The organism is Gordonia sp. AC31 (genome assembly GCF_031844505.1).
Lineage (GTDB): Bacteria > Actinomycetota > Actinomycetes > Mycobacteriales > Mycobacteriaceae > Gordonia > Gordonia hongkongensis.
In genome coordinates, this window is the sequence record NZ_JAUZVK010000015.1 from 128,127 (window position 1) to 146,066 (window position 17,940).

Here is a 17,940-nt window from a genome sequence, read left to right on the forward strand (position 1 = left end):
CGTTCAGAGTAGTCCGGTGGACTCCTCCGGCGCGGTGCCGACGATTTCGGGTGCGCGACTGCGCGCGAACGCGCCGATCGTCTCGATCAATTCGTCGAACACGGCGTCGACGTCGGTGGAGGTCGCGATGCGGGCGTTGGGTCCGGGTGCGGTCATCGCGCGTTCGTCGGCCACGGTCATGCCCCGCGTCAGCGTCCCGGCGAGTTCGACGTCGACGCGCGCCGGGCGGGTCTCGACCGTGTCGGGGGCCAGCGCGACCAGTGCGGCGAACGGGTCGTGCAGGTGGGCGATGTAACCCTCGTCGTGATCGTCGTGGAACTCGAAATAGAACCGCAGGGCGTCCACGAGATGCCGGATGATGTCGTTGTCGGCGACCGAACGGAGTCCGCGTTCGTCGGTCGGATCCGGGCACTCGACGGGTGTGCTGCCGGCCGCGGCGGCGAGTCGGACCACGTGGTCGGGTGTCAGAACGACCGACTCGGTGAGGTCGAGCGCGCAGACGATGGGTTCGGGGGCACCCGCGGTGCCGAAGGCGGTGAAGACCTCGGCGGCCGCTTCCGGGTCGACGGCGACGTTCCACTCCGAGGTGGGCGTCGTGTTGCCATGGGTGTGGAAGGCGCCGCCCATGATGACCAGGCGCCGCAGGCGCGCCGGCAGGTCCGGGTCGCGTCGGATCGCGGTCGCCAGGGACGTGAGCGGGCCGGTCACCAGCCCGACGAGTTCGCCGGCGTGGGCCTGCGACGCCTCGATCCAGGCGTCGGCGGCATCGAGATGGCTCGGCGTCGTGGTCGGGGCCGGCAGTTCGGCGTGTCCGACGCCCAGCGGACCGTGGGTGTCCTCGGTGGTCATCAGCGCGGCGACGAGGGGAGTGGCCGGGCCGGTGTGGACGGGCACCTCGGGGCGTCCGCACAGCTCCAGCCACGAGAGATTGTTGGCCGTGACGACATCGACGGGCACATTGCCGGCCGTGGAGGCCACTCCGACGAGGTCGACGTCGGTGCGCGCGAGCAGATAGATCAGCGCGAGTGAGTCGTCGATGCCGGTGTCGCAGTCGAAGAACAGGCGCTGGGTCACCGCACAATTGTGCCGGGTCCGCTGCGAACGGGGTTTTACCACCCCGTGGGGACCACGCCGACGCCTCGGAGGCCACCCGGGGGGGGGGGGCGGTTGCGGCTCGCGCTCGACGTGATGGAGAGCACATACGCGAAACAGATGATCCTCGGCCGGTTCATTGTCATGTTCACCGCAGGCCGACAACGGTTTCGGCCACATCCCGTCTTGCCCAGAGAGCGGACACGGGGTCGGTCACGACTGGACAACGATCTCATCATCCGTACGGTCGGACCCATGTCGATTCAGGACTCTGCCTTCGAATGGACGGAAACGAACCGCGAATGGCTGATCGAGAATCCCGCTCGCATCGTCGCCTACGTGGTCGTGGCGTTGATCGTCCGCTTCGTGATCCACCGTGCCATCGACCGCGCCACCCGGACACGGACCGCCGGCGGGGAGCCGGGCCGCGGCACCGCTCTCATGCGCGGACTGCGGTCGAAGTCGGCCTCCACCGAGCGCAACGCCCAGATCGCCGCACGCCGTGCACAGCGGGCCGCGACGATCGGGTCGGTGCTCAAGTCGACGGTGTCGATCGTGCTGCTCGTCTGGGTGGTGCTGTCGGTCCTGAGCGTCCTCGGCGTCAACATCGCGCCGTTCATCGCCTCGGCCGGCATCGTCGGCCTCGCCATCGGTTTCGGTGCGCAGAACCTGGTGCGCGACTTCGTGACCGGTGTCTTCATGCTGCTCGAGGACCAGTACGGCGTGGGTGACATCGTCGATCTCGGCGAGGCCGTCGGCGAAGTCGAATCGGTGGGGCTGCGCGTCACCACCCTGCGCGACATCGACGGCACCCTCTGGTACGTCCGCAACGGCGAGATCGCCCGCGTGGGCAACATGAGCCAGGAGTTCGCGGTCGCGCGCGTCGACGTCCCGGTGGCGCCCGGCGCCGACATCGACAAGGCGCAGCAGGTGGCCGACGAGGCGGCCCGCACCGCGGTGGAGGAGGACTCGACCGACATCCTCGGCCAGATCGAGATGCTCGGCGTCCAGGAGGTGTCGTCGGATCAGGTCGTCCTGCGTCTGACGGTGAAGACCAAACCGAACGGCCAGTGGGCGGTGCAGCGGCGACTGCGTCGGGCGATCCTGCGGGCCTTCGTGGAGAACTCGATCGATCTGCCGTACTCGCGGGCGTGGGCGGCGCTCGCGGATTCGGTCGCACCCTGACGCGGAGATCGCTTGCGGCACAACGAGAAGAACCCCGGCGGTGAGCCGGGGTTCTTCTCGTTGTTCTGGTGTCCGAGGGGGGACTTGAACCCCCACGTCCGTTAATAGGACACTAGCACCTCAAGCTAGCGCGTCTGCCATTCCGCCACTCGGACCTGCGTGCCGCGGTGAGCGTCCGGCGATCTCCCGCCGGTGGTCTTTCGACCCCGTCTCGCTGCAGCGGGATAACCCTAACCGAGGTTGCCCGTGTATCCCAAATCCCGTAGGAGTGAGGGGTGTCTTCACAGTCTGCGACCGACGAAGTGGTCGATCTGGTCAGCCAATTGATCCGTTTCGACACCTCCAACACGGGTGAGCCCGAGACCACCAAGGGCGAGGAGGAGTGCGCCAAGTGGGTGGCCCAGCAGCTCGAGGAGGTGGGCTACACCACGCAGTACGTCGAGTCCGGCCGTCCCGGCCGCGGCAATGTGTTCGCGCGCCTCGCCGGTCCGCCCGACTCCGATCGCGGCGCGCTGCTGATCCACGCCCACCTCGACGTCGTGCCCGCCGAACCGGCCGACTGGAGTGTTCACCCGTTCTCCGGTGCCATCAAGGACGGCTACATCTGGGGCCGCGGCGCGGTCGACATGAAAGACATGGCCGGAATGGCCCTGGCGCTCGCGCGTCAGTTCAAACGAGACGGCACCGTGCCGCCCCGGGAGCTGGTGTTCGCGTTCCTCGCCGACGAGGAGGCCGGCGGGGCGTGGGGCGCCCACTGGCTCGTCGAAAACCGGCCCGACCTGTTCGAGGGCATCACCGAGGCTGTCGGCGAGGTCGGCGGCTTCTCGCTCACCGTCGACCGGCCCGACGGCACGCAGAAACGTCTCTATCTGGTCGAGACGGCCGAGAAGGGGCTCGCGTGGATGCGGCTCACCGCCGAGGCGCGGGCCGGGCACGGATCGTTCCTGCACGAGGAGAACGCCGTCACCGAGGTCGCCGAAGCGGTCGCCCGGATCGGTCGACACACGTTCCCCCTGGTGATGACGGAATCGGTCAGCCAGTTCCTGGCCGAGGTCAGTGCCGAGACGGGCCTGGACCTGAGTCCCGAGGCCCCCGACCTGGAGACGTCGCTGTTCAAGCTGGGCAACCTCGCGCGGATCATCGGCGCGACCCTGCGTGACACCGCCAATCCCACGATGCTCAAGGCCGGCTACAAGGCCAACGTCATCCCGCAGAAGGCCGAGGCGGTCATCGACTGCCGCGTGCTCCCCGGGCGGCAGGCCGCGTTCGAGAAGGAGATCGACGAACTCATCGGGCCCAACGTGCGGCGGGAGTGGATCACCCATCTCGATTCCTACGAGACGACCTTCGACGGCGACCTGGTGGATGCGATGAACGCCGCCGTCCTCGAGCACGATCCGCAGGGAAAGACGGTGCCGTACATGCTCTCCGGCGGCACCGACGCCAAGGCGTTCGCGAAGCTGGGCATCCGGTGCTTCGGGTTCGCGCCGTTGCGGTTGCCGCCCGAACTCGACTTCGCGGCCCTGTTCCACGGCGTCGACGAGCGCGTGCCCGTCGATTCGGTTCTGTTCGGCACCAAGGTCTTCGAGCACTTTCTGCGGCACAGCTGAGCACACCACTACAGTGGGCGGCACGGCCTTCCCGCCGATCCGGGCGCACCGGTTCGGAGGGCGACCGGCACTCTTCCGACGCGCGAAACGTGAGAAAGGTGAACACATGTCGTCATTCGACCCGTACTCCCCGCTGCCGAGCCTTCCCGGTTTCACCCTGACCTCGGAGAGCTTCACCGACGGGGCCGCACTCGCCAACGGGCAGGTGAGCGGGATCATGGGTGCGGGTGGCGAGGACCTCTCCCCGCAGCTGAGCTGGTCCGGATTCCCCGCCGAGACCAAGAGTTTCGCCGTCACCGTCTACGACCCCGACGCTCCGACCGCCGCCGGGTTCTGGCACTGGGCCGTCGCCGACATCCCCGCCTCGGTCACGAGCCTGCCCGAGGGCGCCGGCGACGACGACGGGTCCGGGCTCCCCGAAGGCGCGGTCACTCTCACCAACGACGCTTCGCTACGCCGCTACATCGGTGCCGCGCCGCCTCCCGGACACGGCCCGCACCGCTATTTCGTCGTCGTGCACGCCGTGGACACCGAATCGCTCGGGCTGCCGGAGAACGCGACACCGGCCTACCTGGGTTTCAACCTGTTCTCGCATGCGATCGCGCGGGCGACCCTCGTCGGCACCTACGAGCAACCAGCCGAGAACGTCTGAGTTCTCGCTCGGCCGATCGCCCGGTGCCCTGCGTACCGGGCGATCGGTGGCCGTCAGGGCTGGTTGCGGGCCGCGCAACCGACCGCGTCGGAGATCGAGGCGAAGCCACCGTCCCGGGCGCGCCGGGCGAGTCCGGCATGGAGTTCGGCGAGCCACACCGGGCCGCCGTAGATGAAGCCGGTGTAGACCTGCAACAGGTCGGCACCGGCGCAGATCCGCTCCCAGGCCTGGTCGACGGTCTCGATGCCGCCCACGCTGACGAGCGCGATACGTCCGCCGACGCGGTCGTAGAGGCGACGCAGCACCGTCAGCGACCGAGCGGCGACCGGCGGCCCGGACAGCCCACCGGCACCGATCTCGTCGACCTCGTGCGACGCGGTGCGCAGACCCTCGCGGCCGATCGTGGTGTTGGTGGCGACGATCCCGGCCAGGCCGAGCTCCACGGCCAGGTCCGCCACGGCGTCGACGTCGTCGTCGACGAGGTCGGGGGCGATCTTCACCAGCACCGGGACGTCCACGGCGGCGAGTACCGCGGCCAGGATCGGTCGCAGTGAGTCGACGGCCTGCAGATCACGCAGTCCCGGGGTGTTCGGCGAACTCACGTTGACCACGACGAAATCCGCGAGCGGTCCGAGCAGTTCCGCCGAACGCCGGTAGTCGTCGATGGCGTCCTCGACCGGGACGACCTTGGTCTTGCCGATGTTGGCTCCGATGGGGACCGACACCGGCCCCCGTCGTACCTCGGTCAGGTGCTGTGCGGCCACCTCGGCACCGGGATTGTTGAAGCCCATCCGATTGATCAGCGCACGGTCCGCGGGCAGCCGGAACAATCGCGGCGTCGGATTCCCGGGCTGCCCCTGGCCGGTGATCGTGCCGATCTCGGCGAACCCGAAGCCGAGCTGACCCCAGGTGTTCACCGCGCCGGCCGTCTTGTCGAACCCGGCCGCCAGACCGATCGGGGCGGGGAAGTCGACGCCGAACACCCGCGTCCGCAGGATCGGATCATGCCGGGCCAACAGCCTCGCGGTCAGGAACGCCAACGGCGAAACCCGCCCGACGACGCGCAGCACCGAGAACACGATGTGATGGATACGCTCCGGATCGACGCGGAACATGATCGAGCGCAGCAGGGGATAGCACCACCGGTTGAGCACGGGAAGTACTCGGGTGGTGCTGCGGGACATCAGCATGCGCGGGCGCTCCGTGGGTCGTTGTCGGTCAATCCGGTGGACCGGTCGCCGGTCGGGTCGGCGGTGTCGGGCCCGCGCGAACCTCGCGGCGGCCGGCGCCGTTTGAGCAGCACCTTGCGGGTTCCGTCGGAGTAGAGCCGCACCCGGGACAGCTCCCAACCGCCGAACTCCGCCTCGAGGGCCAACCGCATCGAGGCGGTCACCCGGGTGACGTCAGGGGGAAGACGCAGCAGGATGCACTCGACATCCTCCGAGGTGACCTCCCACCCGTCGGGATAGCGCGAACCGAGGCGCGCAGCAGTACGCGCACTACGAGCGTGCGGACGCCGGTCAGTATTCATTCGGCCCGCTCGCTTCGCTCCCGGCGCCGGGATTCATTCGGCCCGCTCGCTTCGCTCCCGGCGCCGGGGTTCATTCGGCCCGCCCGTCGTCGGGAACCACCTGGAGTCCGCCGTTCCGCGCCGAGAGCACGTAGACGGTGCCCGATCCGTCGACCACGATGCGGTCGGGCTGTACGACCGAGGCGAACCGCCGGACCTCGGTGGGTTCACCGTCTGCCAGGTCAAATGCCACCACCTCGTTGTCGCCGGTCGTCGAGACCCAGAGCAGGTCCCGGGTGTCGTCGTAGTCTACGGCGTACGGTCCGCCGGCCACCGGGTAGCGAAAGCGCATCACCAGCGGTGATCCGAAGAAGCCGAGGATCTCGCCGTCACGGGTGTTGGCGACCAGCACGCGTCCGAACTCGTCGACGGTCGAGTTGGTGGCCCCGTTGCCCGCACGCAGCGCCGGCCCCAGTTCACCGGATTCGGGGTCGACGGGGGTCACCGACGACTGCGCCCGATCCAGGACGACGACCTGGCCGTCGAGGCCTTCCGCAGACTCGGGCGCGGCCGTCACCGAGTCCACCCGTACGAAGCGATCGACGTCGTGCTTCTTCGCGAAATCGTTGTCGTACACGAGGACTCGTCCATCGGCCGTGCCGACGACGAGCAGCCCGGCCGTGGTCCGGGCGATCGCCGTCGGCTGGTCGGACTCGAGGTCGCCGGTGCGGACCCGCCCGTCGGCATCGACGACGACGAGCGCACCCGGGCCCGCGCCGACGAACCCGCCGTCGTCGCCGGCGGCCAGGGTGGTGAGGCGTGGTACCGCGATCGTCTGCGGCGGGGTCGTCAGCGCCCCGGCGTCGTAGCGGAGGATCTGGTTGCCGTCGGCCGACAGGACGGCGACGCTGCCACCCGACGCGGCGAGCGCACGCGCCCCGGCCGGGGCGGGCACGACGGTGCCCGCGGGAGCCGTCGTCGAATCCGCCGGCGCCTCCGGCGCGGTCGCGGGCGCGACGGTCGGTACGTCGGGGGTGCCGTCGTCGGAGCCGCACGCGGTGATCATGCCCACACCGATGACCAGTGCCGCCGTGGCCGCGATCGGGCCCCGTAGCCGCGACATGCCCGTGTGGGACTGGTGACTTGGGCGTGAAGGTCGCGGGAAGAGCATGTCCCCATCTTGCGCGACCGCTTCCGCGCGCCGCTCAGGCGGGTCGGGGCCGTGTCGCCGTGTCGGGTCGGCTGCGGCGGTGCCAAGTAGCATCGGGCGCCGTGACCGACACCATGACGTGGACCCAGTCGATCGTCCTCGGGGCGTTGCAGGGTCTCACCGAGTTCCTGCCGATCTCGTCGTCCGGGCATCTCCGGATCGCCTCCGAACTGATGTTCGGCGAGGACGCCGGCGCCTCCTTCACCGCGGTCACGCAGCTCGGCACCGAGGCCGCGGTCCTCGTCTTCTTCGCCCGCGACATCGTCCGCATCATCACCGCGTGGTTCCGCGGGCTCCGCCATGCCGACGAGCGGAACCTCGACTACCGGATCGGCTGGTACGTGATCTTCGCGACCATCCCGATCGGCCTGATCGGCTTCCTGTTCAAGGACGAGATACGCACCACCGGACGCAATCTGTGGCTCGTCGCCATCATGCTGATCGTGTTCGCCGGCGTGTTCTGGCTGGCCGAGCGCTACGGGCAGAAGCAGCGGAACCTCGAACAGCTCACCCTGCGGGACGGCCTCGTGATGGGTGGCGCCCAATGTCTGGCGCTGATCCCGGGCGTGTCGCGCTCCGGTGCGACCGCGAGTGCCGGCCTGTTCCTCGGACTCGAACGCGAAGCCGCCTTCCGCTTCTCGTTCCTGCTGGCCATCCCCGCGGTCACCGCATCCGGCCTGTTCAGCCTCCCGGACGCGTTCAACCCGAGCGGGGAGGGCATGGAGGCCAGCGGGCCCCAGCTGCTCGTCGCGACGCTGGTCGCGTTCGTCGTCGGTTATGCCGCGATCGCCTGGCTGCTCAAGTTCGTCAGCGCGCACTCCATGAACTGGTTCGGCGCCTATCGCGTCGTGCTGGGCGTCACGCTGATCATCCTGTTGTCGACCGGCGTCGTCTCGGCGACCTGATGCCACGGCCGCGGCGCCGGGCGGTCGCGCCGTGCGGTCCCGCCGGGCCGGTGCCTATGGTTGTGGGATGACCGTGATCCTTCTCCGGCACGGCCGTTCGACGGCGAACACCTCAGGGGTGCTCGCCGGTCGCAGCGCCGGCGTCCACCTCGACGACCGCGGGCGCGCCCAGGCCGATGATCTGGTTCGTCGTCTCGGCGACCATCTCGGGTCCATTCGCGCGGTGGCGCGTTCGCCGCTCGATCGGTGCGCCGAGACCGTCCAGCCACTGCTGGCGGCGCTGGCCGCGGACGGGCAGGCGCCACCCGAGATCGTCGTCGACGATCTCGCCGAGGTCGATTACGGCGGGTGGACCGGGCGTCCGATCTCGGAATTGTTGACCGAACCGCTGTGGAAGGTCGTGCAGCGGCAGCCGTCGGCCGCGATCTTCCCCGACGGGGAGGGACTCGCCGACGTGCAGGCACGGGCCGTACGCGCCATCCGCGAACTGGACCGCGTCCACGGCGGCCCGGACGGTTCCGGGGTGTGGATCGCGTGCTCGCACGGTGACGTGATCAAGTCGATCATCGCCGACGCCATGGGCAGCCACCTCGACGCCTTCCAGCGCATCGTCGTCGAACCGGCGTCGATCAGCGTGATCCGCTACACGCCGTCGCGTCCTTATGTCCATACGGTGAATGCGACCGAGTTGCTGTCCATCCCGAAGCCCCCGCCGCCGGCGCAGGACGGGCAACGACCGTCCGACGACGCGGTGGTGGGCGGCGACACGGGCGCGGATGTAGCGCCGTCCGCCAATGGTGCCGCTACGATCCCGGCGACATCGGGATAATGAACCAGACGACGAAGGAGGTGTGATGTCTCGAGCGATACACGTGTTCCGGAGCCCGGACCGCTTCGTGGCGGGCACGATCGGGCAGCCCGGTGACCGCACGTTCTACCTCCAGGCGGTCCACGAGGCCCGCATCATCAGCGTGATGCTGGAGAAGCAGCAGGTCCAGATCCTCGCCGACCGGATCGGTGCCCTGCTCGACGAGATCCACCGACGCTTCGGCACGCCGATCCCGCCGGAGACCGACCGGGTCGGTGACCTGAGTCCGCTGGTGATGCCGGTCGACGCCGAGTTCCGGGTCGGCACCATGGGTCTCGGCTGGGACGCCGAATCCGAGGCGGTCGTGGTCGAGTTGCTCGCCATCACCGAGGGGGAGTTCGACGAAAGCGTGGTCCTCGACGACACCGACGAGGGCCCGGACGCGGTGCGGGTCTTCCTGACGACCGCGGCGGCCCGTGAGTTCGCCGCCCGTTCGTCGAGGGTGATATCCGCGGGACGACAGCCGTGCCCGCTGTGCAGCGAACCGCTCGACCCCGAAGGTCACCTGTGTATCCGGACCAACGGGTACAAACGGGACGCGGAGTTGAGCAAATCCCTCGACTTCATCGACCCTGATGTCTTCAACAGCCTTGCCGCACAGAGTGATCCGGGCCTGGCGGCTGACGACGACCCCTTCGGTCAGGCGGGGGACACCCCGCCGTCCGGTGACCCGGACGACCCCGACGAGCCCGGTGACGCCGGCTCTTCCGCACGTGACTGACGAGCCCGCGGTCGACCACGTCCTCCGCGACGGCGAACTCACCATCCTCGGCCGGATCCCCTCGGCCAGCAACGCGACGCTCGTGTGCGATGCGGTGCTCGACGACCGGACCTCGGTGCGTTGTGTCTACAAACCAGTGCGCGGTGAGGTCCCGCTGTGGGACTTCCCCGACGGCACGCTCGCCGGACGGGAAGTGGCGTCGTACCTGATCTCGGAGGCGCTGGGGTGGGACACGATCCCGACCACGGTGCACCGCGACGGGCCGCTCGGGCCCGGGATGGTGCAGCGCTGGGTCGAGACACCGGACAACACCGATCACCCGATCCCGGAGACCGAACCGCGGGTCGACCTGGTCGACCTGTGCCCGGTGGGCGCGGTACCCGCCGGCTATCTCGCGGTCCTGCAGGCCTACGACCCGTACGGCGACCCCGTCGTGCTGGTGCACGCCGACGACCCGCGGTTGCAGCGCATGTCGGTGCTCGACGTCATCCTCAACAACGCCGACCGCAAGGGCGGTCACGTCCTGGAAGGTCTGGACGGCACCGTCTACGGGATCGACCACGGCATCTGTCTGCACGAGGAGGACAAACTGCGGACGGTGCTGTGGGGCTGGGCGGGCGAACCGGTACCCGGGCACCTCGTCGCCGATGTCGCCGAACTCGCGGAGCGCTTGGAGACCGACGGCTCGGCCCTGCGCGCACAGCTCGCCGAACACATCACGCCCGACGAGATCGAGTCGCTCGCGATCCGCGCGATCGTGGTCGCCGAGAGCGCGACCATGCCGCACCCGCCCGGTCACCGGCCCATCCCGTGGCCGCCGTTCTGAGCGAATGCGCTCCGTCCCGGACGAGGCCGTGAAGGGCCTGCGCGCGGTGGGCAATACAGTGGACGCATGCAGTCGTGGCCCGATCTCGAACTCCCCGCCGTACCGGGCAGTGGACCCGCCCTCCGTCTCTACGACACCGCCGACCGTGCGGTCCGTCCCGTCGCCCCCGGGGCCACCGCGACCATGTACGTGTGCGGCATCACCCCCTACGACGCGACCCACCTGGGGCACGCCGCCACCTATGTGACCTTCGACCAGGTCAACCGGATCCTGCGCGATCAGGGTCACGAGGTTCATTACGTGCAGAACGTCACCGACGTCGACGACCCGCTGTTCGAACGGGCGGACCGGGACGGCGTCGACTGGCGTGATCTCGGGGCGCGGGAGACGCAGCTGTTCCGCGACGACATGACCGCCCTGCGCGTCCTGCCCCCGCGCGATTACATCGGCGCGGTCGAGTCGGTCAACGAGGTCGTCGAAGTCGTCGGCAAGCTGCTGGCCTCCGGGGCCGCCTACACCGTCGACGATGCGCAGTTCCCGGACGTCTATTTCCGCACCGATGCCACCGAACAGTTCGGCTACGAGTCGGGGTACGACCGCGAGACCATGGAACGGTTCTTCGCCGAGCGCGGCGGCGATCCCGATCGTCCCGGCAAACGCGATCCGCTCGACGCGCTGCTGTGGCGCGCCGAACGTCCGGGCGAGCCGTCGTGGGAGTCGCCGTTCGGTCCGGGCCGGCCGGGCTGGCACATCGAGTGTTCGGCGATCGCGCTGAACCGGCTCGGGATCGAGTTCGACATCCAGGGCGGCGGTAACGATCTCATCTATCCGCACCACGAGTACTCGGCGGCCCACGGGGAGGCCCTCACCGGTTCGCGGCGGTTCGCCCGGCACTACGTGCACACCGGGATGGTCGGGCTCGACGGCGAGAAGATGTCGAAGAGTCGTGGCAATCTCGTGTTCGTGTCGGTCCTGCGTCGCGAGGGCGTGGACCCCGCGGCCATCCGACTCGCACTGCTCGCCGACCACTACCGCGGTGACCGGATGTGGACGGACGCGGTCCTGGACACGGCCGTCGAACGCCTCGGTCGCTGGCGTGCGGCGCTCGGCGCGAGTACCGGACCCGACGCCGAACCGGTCATCGCGCGGCTCCGCCAGCATCTCGCCGACGATCTCGACACCCCTAAAGCGCTTGCCGCAGTGGACGGTTGGTGCGCGGATGTCCGCAACGGAATCGGTTCGTCGACGACGGCGCCCGCCGAACTCGCGGCCGCGGTCGACGCGCTGCTGGGAATCCCGCTCGTCCCCGACGTCCGATAGGCGTTGTCCCCACACCCGGATGTCCGCGCGCCGACGTCTGGGTAGAGTGCTGACGTGGCGCGCGTGCAAGAGATCCGACCCGAGACCGACGCCGGGGTGTACACCGTCGTCACCCGGACGTCGACCTACCTGCTGGATTTCACCGAGATGACGCTGCTCCGGGCCCCCGGGGTCGGCGGCACCGAGAACGAGGACTGGACGGTCAGCAGGCTCCGACGCGACTCCGAGGACATCCCGCTGCTCGGGGTGAAGTCCTGTCGCCTGGGGGAGTCCGCGCAGTTCTGGGTGCGCGCCGCCGACGATCCCGACGTCCGCACGTGGCGGATCACCACCCCCGTGGTGTCCATCGAGAAGATCGGCTGACGACCCGGATTCCGGCCGGACGCCTGGTTCAGGGTCCGAACGGGCCCTGGCCGCGACGTTTGAGGTAGCGCTCGAACTCGGCGGCCAGCGCGTCGCCGTCGATCTTCGCCATGACCTCGTCGGTGTCGACCTCGGCGTCCCCGCGCTCTTCGAGCCCGCGCACGTAGTCGGCGATCTCCTCGTCGTCTTCCGTCATCTCGGTGACCGCGCGTTCCCATTCCTCCGCCTGCTCGGGGAGGGTGCCGAGCGGCACCTCGATGTCGAGGACCTCCTCGACGCGGGTCAGCAGCGCCACCGTGGCCTTCGGGTTCGGCGGCGTCGACACGTAGTGGGGGACGGCCGCCCAGAACGAGACGGCCGGCAGACCCGCCTGGACGAAGAGATCCTGGAGCACGCCGGTGATACCGGTCGGTCCCTCGTAGCGACTCTCCGCGAGGTTGTACCGGGCCGCGGACTCGCTGCTGTAGGCCGCGCCGGTCACCGGCACCGGGCGGGTGTGCGGGGTGTCGGCGAGCAATGCGCCCAGCATCACCGTGGTCTCGACACCGAGCTCCTGCGCGAGGTCGACGATCTCGGCGCAGAACGCCCGCCACCGCATGTTGGGTTCGATGCCGCGGACCAGCACGATGTCGCGGTCGGCGCCCCGCGGGCTGCAGTACGAGATCGACGTCGTCGGCCAGTCGATCCGGCGTGTGACCCCGTCGATCTGATTCACGGTGGGGCGATTGACCTGGAAGTCGTAGTATTCATCGGAGTCGATGTCGGCGAGGGGTCGGGCGTCCCATTCGAGTGCCAGGTGCTCGACAGCGCTGCTGGCGGCGTCCCCGGCGTCGTTCCACCCCTCGAAGGCCGCGAGCAGAATGGGTCTGCGCAGCTGGGGAAGGTTCGACGTCTGCTCAGCGTTCACCGATCCAGCCTACGACCGAACACGCAGAGAGGGCGAACTACGCTGTCAACCATGTCCCCTGACTTCTCCGGAACCGATCCACGCGATTTCGACACGACATTTCTGTCGGCGATGTCGCGTCGGGTACTGATCGGCGACGGGGCGATGGGCACCATGCTGCAGGCCGCGGATCTGACGCTCGACGACTTCCGTGGCCTCGAGGGTTGCAACGAGATCCTCAACGACACCCGGCCCGACGTCCTCGAGGGCATCCACCGTGCGTACTTCGAGGCCGGCGCCGACGCCGTGGAGACCAACACCTTCGGGTGCAACCTGTCGAATCTGGGCGATTACGACATCGCGGACCGGATCCGGGAGCTGTCGTACAAGGGAACGACGATCGCGCGCGGCGTCGCCGACGAGATGGGTCCCTCGGCCGACGGCACCGACCGTTTCGTCCTGGGTTCGATCGGGCCGGGCACCAAGCTGCCCAGCCTCGGCCACACCACGTATGCGGCCATCCGCGACGCCTACCTGGAATGCGTCATCGGCATGCTCGAGGGCGGTGCCGACGCGATCCTGATCGAGACCTCGCAGGATCTGCTGCAGGTCAAATCGGCGGTGGTGGCCGCCCGCCGTGCGATGGAGCGGGTGGGCCGCAGGATCCCGATCATCTCCCACGTCACGGTCGAGACGACCGGCACGATGCTCCTCGGCTCGGAGATCGGTGCCGCGCTGACAGCGCTGGAGCCGCTCGGTATCGATCTGATCGGCCTGAACTGCGCCACCGGTCCCGCCGAGATGAGCGAACACCTGCGGTACCTCTCCAAGCATGCGCGCATCCCGGTGTCGGTGATGCCCAATGCCGGTCTGCCGGTCCTCGGTGCCAACGGTGCCGAGTATCCGCTGACGCCCGAGGAACTCGCGCAGGCCATGTCGCAGTTCGTGGGCGAGTTCGGCCTGCAGTTCGTCGGCGGTTGCTGCGGCACGACACCCGAACACATCCGGCAGGTCGCGGACGCGGTGTCCGAGGTGACCCCGGCGACCCGGACCCCGGAACACGAGTCGGAGACGTCGTCGCTGTACTCCGCGGTGCCCTTCGACCAGGACGCCAGCTTCCTGGTGATCGGTGAGCGCACGAACACCAACGGCTCCAAGGCCTTCCGCGAGGCGATGATCGCCGAGGACTACCAGAAGTGCCTCGACATCGCCAAGGACCAGACCCGCGACGGCGCGCACATGCTCGACCTCAACGTCGACTACGTCGGTCGCGACGGCGCCGCCGACATGACGGCTCTCGCCAGCCGGTTCGCCACCTCGTCGACGCTGCCGATCATGCTCGACTCCACCGAGCCGGAGGTCATCCGAGCCGGTCTGGAGTCGCTGGGCGGGCGCTGCGCGGTGAACTCGGTCAACTACGAGGACGGCGACGGACCGGATTCGCGGTTCACCAAGATCATGCAGCTCGTCGTCGAGCACGGGGCGGCGGTCGTCGCGCTCACCATCGACGAGGAGGGGCAGGCGCGTACCGCGGACTGGAAGGTCCGGGTGGCCGAGCGGCTGATCGCCGACATCACCGGCAACTGGGGGCTCGCCGAAGAGGACATCATCCTCGACACGCTGACCTTCCCGATCTCGACGGGTCAGGAAGAAGTCCGACGCGACGGCATCGAGACCATCGAGGCGATCCGCCGGCTGCACGAGGCCCACCCCGACGTGCACTTCACGCTGGGCATCTCGAACATCTCCTTCGGGCTCAATCCCGCTGCGCGACAGGTGCTCAACTCGGTCTTCCTGCACGAGTGCGTGCAGGCCGGCCTCGACACCGCGATCGTGCACGCGTCGAAGATCCTGCCGATGGCCCGGATCCCGGAGGAGCACCGCGAGGTCGCCCTCGACCTCGTCTACGACCGGCGACGTGAGGGTTACGACCCGCTGCAGAAGCTCATGGAGCTGTTCGAGGGTGTCTCGGCCGCCTCGGCGCGTGAGTCGCGGGCCCAGGAACTGGCGAAGCTGCCGCTGTTCGAGCGCCTGGAGCGCCGGATCGTCGACGGTGAGCGCAACGGTCTGACCGACGACCTCGACGAGGCAATGACCCAGGTCCCGCCGCTGACGATCATCAACGACACGCTGCTGGCCGGGATGAAGACCGTCGGCGAACTCTTCGGTTCGGGCCAGATGCAGCTGCCGTTCGTGCTGCAGTCCGCCGAGGTGATGAAGACCGCGGTGGCGCATCTCGAGCCGCACATGGAGGCCACCGGCGAGGACGGCAAGGGACGCATCGTCCTCGCCACCGTCAAGGGCGATGTGCACGACATCGGCAAGAACCTCGTCGACATCATCCTGTCCAACAACGGGTACGAGGTCGTCAACATCGGCATCAAACAGCCGATCGCGACCATCCTCGACGTCGCCGCGGACAAGCGGGCGGACGTCATCGGGATGTCCGGGCTGCTGGTCAAGTCGACCGTGGTGATGAAGGAGAACCTCGAGGAGATCAACTCCCGTGGGCTCGCCGACGAGTACCCGGTGCTGCTGGGCGGCGCCGCACTCACCCGCTCCTACGTCGAGAACGATCTCTCCGAGACCTACGAGGGCGACGTGCACTATGCGCGTGACGCTTTCGAGGGTCTGCGCCTGATGGACGACATCATGGCGACCAAGCGTGGCGGGGGACCCGACCCGGACAGCGACGAGGCGAGAGCCGCGGCGGAGAAGGCCGCCGAACGCAAGGCCCGCCATGAGCGATCGAAGCGGATCGCGGCCAAGCGCAAGGCCGCCGAGGAACCCGTCGAGGTGCCGGCCCGCTCGGATGTGGCCGCCGACAACGAGATCCCGACCCCGCCGTTCTGGGGGTCGCGGATCGTCAAGGGCGTCCCGATCGCGGACTACATGCAGCTCCTCGACGAGCGCGCGCTGTTCCTGGGTCAGTGGGGTCTTCGGGGCGCCCGCGGTGGTGACGGGCCGTCGTATGAGGACCTCGTCGAGACCGAGGGGCGGCCACGCCTGCGGTACTGGATCGATCGCCTGTCGACCGAGAACATCCTGCAGCATGCCGCCGTCGTCTACGGGTACTACCCGGCGGTCAGCGACGGCGACACCGTCCACGTGCTCACCGAGCCGGAACCGGATGCGCCGGTGCGGTTCAGCTTCACGTTCCCGCGTCAGCAGCGGTCGCGGTTCCTGTGCATCGCGGACTTCATCCGGTCCCGCGCCGACGCGAAGGCGGCCGGCAAGGTCGACGTGCTGCCGTTCCAGCTCGTCACCATGGGACAGCCGATCGCCGACTTCGCCAACAAGCTGTTCGCCGACAACGCCTACCGCGACTACCTCGAGGTGCACGGCATCGGCGTGCAGCTGACCGAGGCGCTCGCCGAGTACTGGCATCAGCGGGTGCGCAGCGAACTCGCGTTCGGCGACCGCACGATGGCCAGCGAGGACCCGGAGAACGCCCAGGGCTTCTTCGACCTCGAATACCGCGGCGCGCGTTTCTCGTTCGGTTACGGCGCCTGCCCTGACCTCGAGGACCGGGCGAAGATGATGGAGTTGCTCGAGCCGGGACGGATCGGCGTCGAACTGTCCGAGGAGTTGCAGTTGCATCCCGAGCAGTCGACCGACGCGTTCGTGTTGCACCATCCGGAGGCGAAGTACTTCAACACCTGACGTACTTCGCCACCGGATCGAGGGACGGGGGACAGGCCATGACGGTTCTGGAGCGGTCCGAGGGGCCGGTGCGGATCATCGGGATCGACCGGCCGGATCGGCGCAACGCCGTCGACCGCGCGACCGCCGATGCGCTGGCGGATGCCTTCCGGCGGTTCGACGCCGACGACTCGGTGTCGGTCGCGGTGCTTCACGGAGAAGGCGGGACCTTTTGCGCCGGAGCCGATCTCAAGGCCATCTCGGACGGTGACCCGAATCGGGTGGCACCCGACGGTGACGGCCCTATGGGTCCGACCCGAATGACGTTGTCCAAGCCGGTCATCGCGGCGATCTCCGGGCACGCCGTGGCCGGCGGACTGGAGCTGGCGCTGTGGGCGGACCTGCGTGTGGTCGACGACGACGCCGTCTTCGGGGTGTTCTGCCGGCGCTGGGGCGTCCCGTTGATCGACGGTGGGACCGTTCGACTTCCGCGCCTGATCGGCGAGAGCCGGGCCATGGATCTCGTGCTGACCGGCCGGGCGGTAACCGCCGACGAGGCATTGTCGATCGGGCTCGCCAATCGCGTCGTCCCGTCCGGGACCGCGCTACCGGCCGCGATCGCACTGGCCACCGAGGTCGCCGCGTTCCCGCAGACGTGCATGCGCCAGGACCGGCTGTCGGTCCTCGAACAGGACGGCCTGGACACGGACGCGGCCATCGCCAACGAACTCCGACACGGCATGGTCTCGCTCGCCACCGACACCCTGGCCGGCGCAAGCAGATTCGCCGGCGGCGCGGGCCGGCACGGGGAGGGCGTGGGCAGTTAGACGATCCGACGAATGCGGAACGTCTCGACGCGCCAAGCTACTCACCAGCCCCTGCTCCCTGATCCGAAAGAACGCCCTGCCCCCGCTCCCTGAGGAGCGCCCGGAGCTTGCGGAGGGCGACCAACCCCGCTCCCTGAGGAGCGCCCGGAGCTTGCGGAGGGCGACCAACCCCGCTCCCTGAGGAGCGCCCGGAGCTTGCGGAGGGCGACCAACCCCGCTCCCTGAGGAGCGCCCGGAGCTTGCGGAGGGTGCGTCACGAAGGGTCTTCGCAACCCGACTCACCAGGACCCTTCGTGAAGGCCTCCGCATGCTCCGGCCTCCTC

Annotated in this window: 16 protein-coding genes and 1 tRNA gene; 11 read left to right on the top strand and 6 right to left on the bottom strand. The window is 69.0% G+C overall.

Annotated elements, in window-relative coordinates; all coding sequences use genetic code 11:
• Positions 1–3: 3 nt before the first annotated feature.
• Positions 4–1,074 (bottom strand): nucleoside hydrolase, encoded by a 1,071-nt coding sequence (locus Q9R39_RS17880; protein WP_078112401.1) that lies wholly within the window; start codon positions 1,072–1,074, stop codon positions 4–6.
• A gap of 273 nt (positions 1,075–1,347) precedes the next feature.
• Between Q9R39_RS17880 and Q9R39_RS17885 the strand changes: the two genes are divergently transcribed.
• Entirely contained in the window at positions 1,348–2,277 is a 930-nt protein-coding gene (locus Q9R39_RS17885; protein ID WP_078112463.1) for a mechanosensitive ion channel family protein, read from the top strand.
• A 66-nt stretch (positions 2,278–2,343) separates the two neighbouring features.
• Here the strand turns inward: Q9R39_RS17885 and Q9R39_RS17890 are convergent.
• Positions 2,344–2,432 (bottom strand) — tRNA-Leu (locus Q9R39_RS17890).
• Between the two features lie 120 nt (positions 2,433–2,552).
• Between Q9R39_RS17890 and Q9R39_RS17895 the strand changes: the two genes are divergently transcribed.
• The gene (locus Q9R39_RS17895; protein ID WP_065632192.1) at positions 2,553–3,887 is read left to right on the top strand and encodes a M20/M25/M40 family metallo-hydrolase; all 1,335 of its coding nucleotides are present in this window, start codon (positions 2,553–2,555) and stop codon (positions 3,885–3,887) included.
• A 106-nt stretch (positions 3,888–3,993) separates the two neighbouring features.
• The gene (locus Q9R39_RS17900) at positions 3,994–4,539 is read left to right on the top strand and encodes a YbhB/YbcL family Raf kinase inhibitor-like protein (RefSeq protein WP_078112464.1); all 546 of its coding nucleotides are present in this window, start codon (positions 3,994–3,996) and stop codon (positions 4,537–4,539) included.
• Between the two features lie 53 nt (positions 4,540–4,592).
• Here the strand turns inward: Q9R39_RS17900 and Q9R39_RS17905 are convergent, their stop codons facing one another.
• The 3 genes from Q9R39_RS17905 to Q9R39_RS17915 form a co-directional block, all read right to left on the bottom strand.
• Positions 4,593–5,729: a quinone-dependent dihydroorotate dehydrogenase gene (locus Q9R39_RS17905; RefSeq protein WP_078112402.1), complete on the bottom strand. Its 1,137-nt coding sequence runs from the start codon at positions 5,727–5,729 to the stop codon at positions 4,593–4,595.
• Positions 5,723–6,070, bottom strand: a complete 348-nt coding sequence (locus Q9R39_RS17910; protein WP_078112403.1) for a DUF5703 family protein — start codon at positions 6,068–6,070, stop codon at positions 5,723–5,725. The genes Q9R39_RS17905 and Q9R39_RS17910 overlap by 7 nt, the downstream gene beginning before the upstream one ends.
• Positions 6,071–6,140: 70 nt before the next feature.
• Positions 6,141–7,172 (bottom strand): hypothetical protein, encoded by a 1,032-nt coding sequence (locus Q9R39_RS17915; RefSeq protein WP_078112404.1) that lies wholly within the window; start codon positions 7,170–7,172, stop codon positions 6,141–6,143.
• A gap of 149 nt (positions 7,173–7,321) precedes the next feature.
• On the opposite strand from Q9R39_RS17915, the gene Q9R39_RS17920 reads away from it, so the two are divergent.
• The 6 genes from Q9R39_RS17920 to Q9R39_RS17945 all read left to right on the top strand — a co-directional run bounded on the left by Q9R39_RS17920 (position 7,322) and on the right by Q9R39_RS17945 (position 12,262).
• Entirely contained in the window at positions 7,322–8,164 is an 843-nt protein-coding gene (locus tag Q9R39_RS17920; protein WP_078112405.1) for an undecaprenyl-diphosphate phosphatase, read from the top strand.
• A 67-nt stretch (positions 8,165–8,231) separates the two neighbouring features.
• Entirely contained in the window at positions 8,232–8,993 is a 762-nt protein-coding gene (locus tag Q9R39_RS17925) for an MSMEG_4193 family putative phosphomutase (RefSeq protein WP_058250413.1), read from the top strand.
• A gap of 25 nt (positions 8,994–9,018) precedes the next feature.
• Positions 9,019–9,753 carry a DUF3090 domain-containing protein gene (locus Q9R39_RS17930; RefSeq protein ID WP_058250414.1) on the top strand — a complete coding sequence of 245 codons (735 nt, stop codon included), beginning with the start codon at positions 9,019–9,021 and terminating at the stop codon, positions 9,751–9,753.
• Positions 9,725–10,579 (top strand): SCO1664 family protein, encoded by an 855-nt coding sequence (locus Q9R39_RS17935; protein ID WP_078112407.1) that lies wholly within the window; start codon positions 9,725–9,727, stop codon positions 10,577–10,579. The genes Q9R39_RS17930 and Q9R39_RS17935 overlap by 29 nt, the downstream gene beginning before the upstream one ends.
• Positions 10,580–10,645: 66 nt before the next feature.
• Complete coding sequence (gene mshC, locus Q9R39_RS17940; RefSeq protein WP_058250416.1) at positions 10,646–11,899, top strand: cysteine--1-D-myo-inosityl 2-amino-2-deoxy-alpha-D-glucopyranoside ligase; 1,254 nt, start codon at positions 10,646–10,648, stop codon at positions 11,897–11,899.
• A 54-nt stretch (positions 11,900–11,953) separates the two neighbouring features.
• Complete coding sequence (locus Q9R39_RS17945) at positions 11,954–12,262, top strand: hypothetical protein (RefSeq protein ID WP_058250417.1); 309 nt, start codon at positions 11,954–11,956, stop codon at positions 12,260–12,262.
• Between the two features lie 28 nt (positions 12,263–12,290).
• Here Q9R39_RS17945 and Q9R39_RS17950 read toward each other — a convergent pair whose 3' ends face one another.
• Positions 12,291–13,169 carry a PAC2 family protein gene (locus Q9R39_RS17950; protein ID WP_058250418.1) on the bottom strand — a complete coding sequence of 293 codons (879 nt, stop codon included), beginning with the start codon at positions 13,167–13,169 and terminating at the stop codon, positions 12,291–12,293.
• A 51-nt stretch (positions 13,170–13,220) separates the two neighbouring features.
• Here Q9R39_RS17950 and metH point away from each other — a divergent pair, with 51 nt between their 5' ends.
• Positions 13,221–16,811, top strand: coding sequence for a methionine synthase (metH, locus tag Q9R39_RS17955; RefSeq protein WP_078112408.1), 3,591 nt, complete (start codon positions 13,221–13,223; stop codon positions 16,809–16,811).
• 38 nt (positions 16,812–16,849) lie between these two features.
• On the top strand, positions 16,850–17,617 hold the full coding sequence (locus Q9R39_RS17960) for a crotonase/enoyl-CoA hydratase family protein (protein ID WP_078112409.1): 768 nt from the start codon (positions 16,850–16,852) through the stop codon (positions 17,615–17,617).
• Positions 17,618–17,940 lie beyond the last annotated feature (323 nt).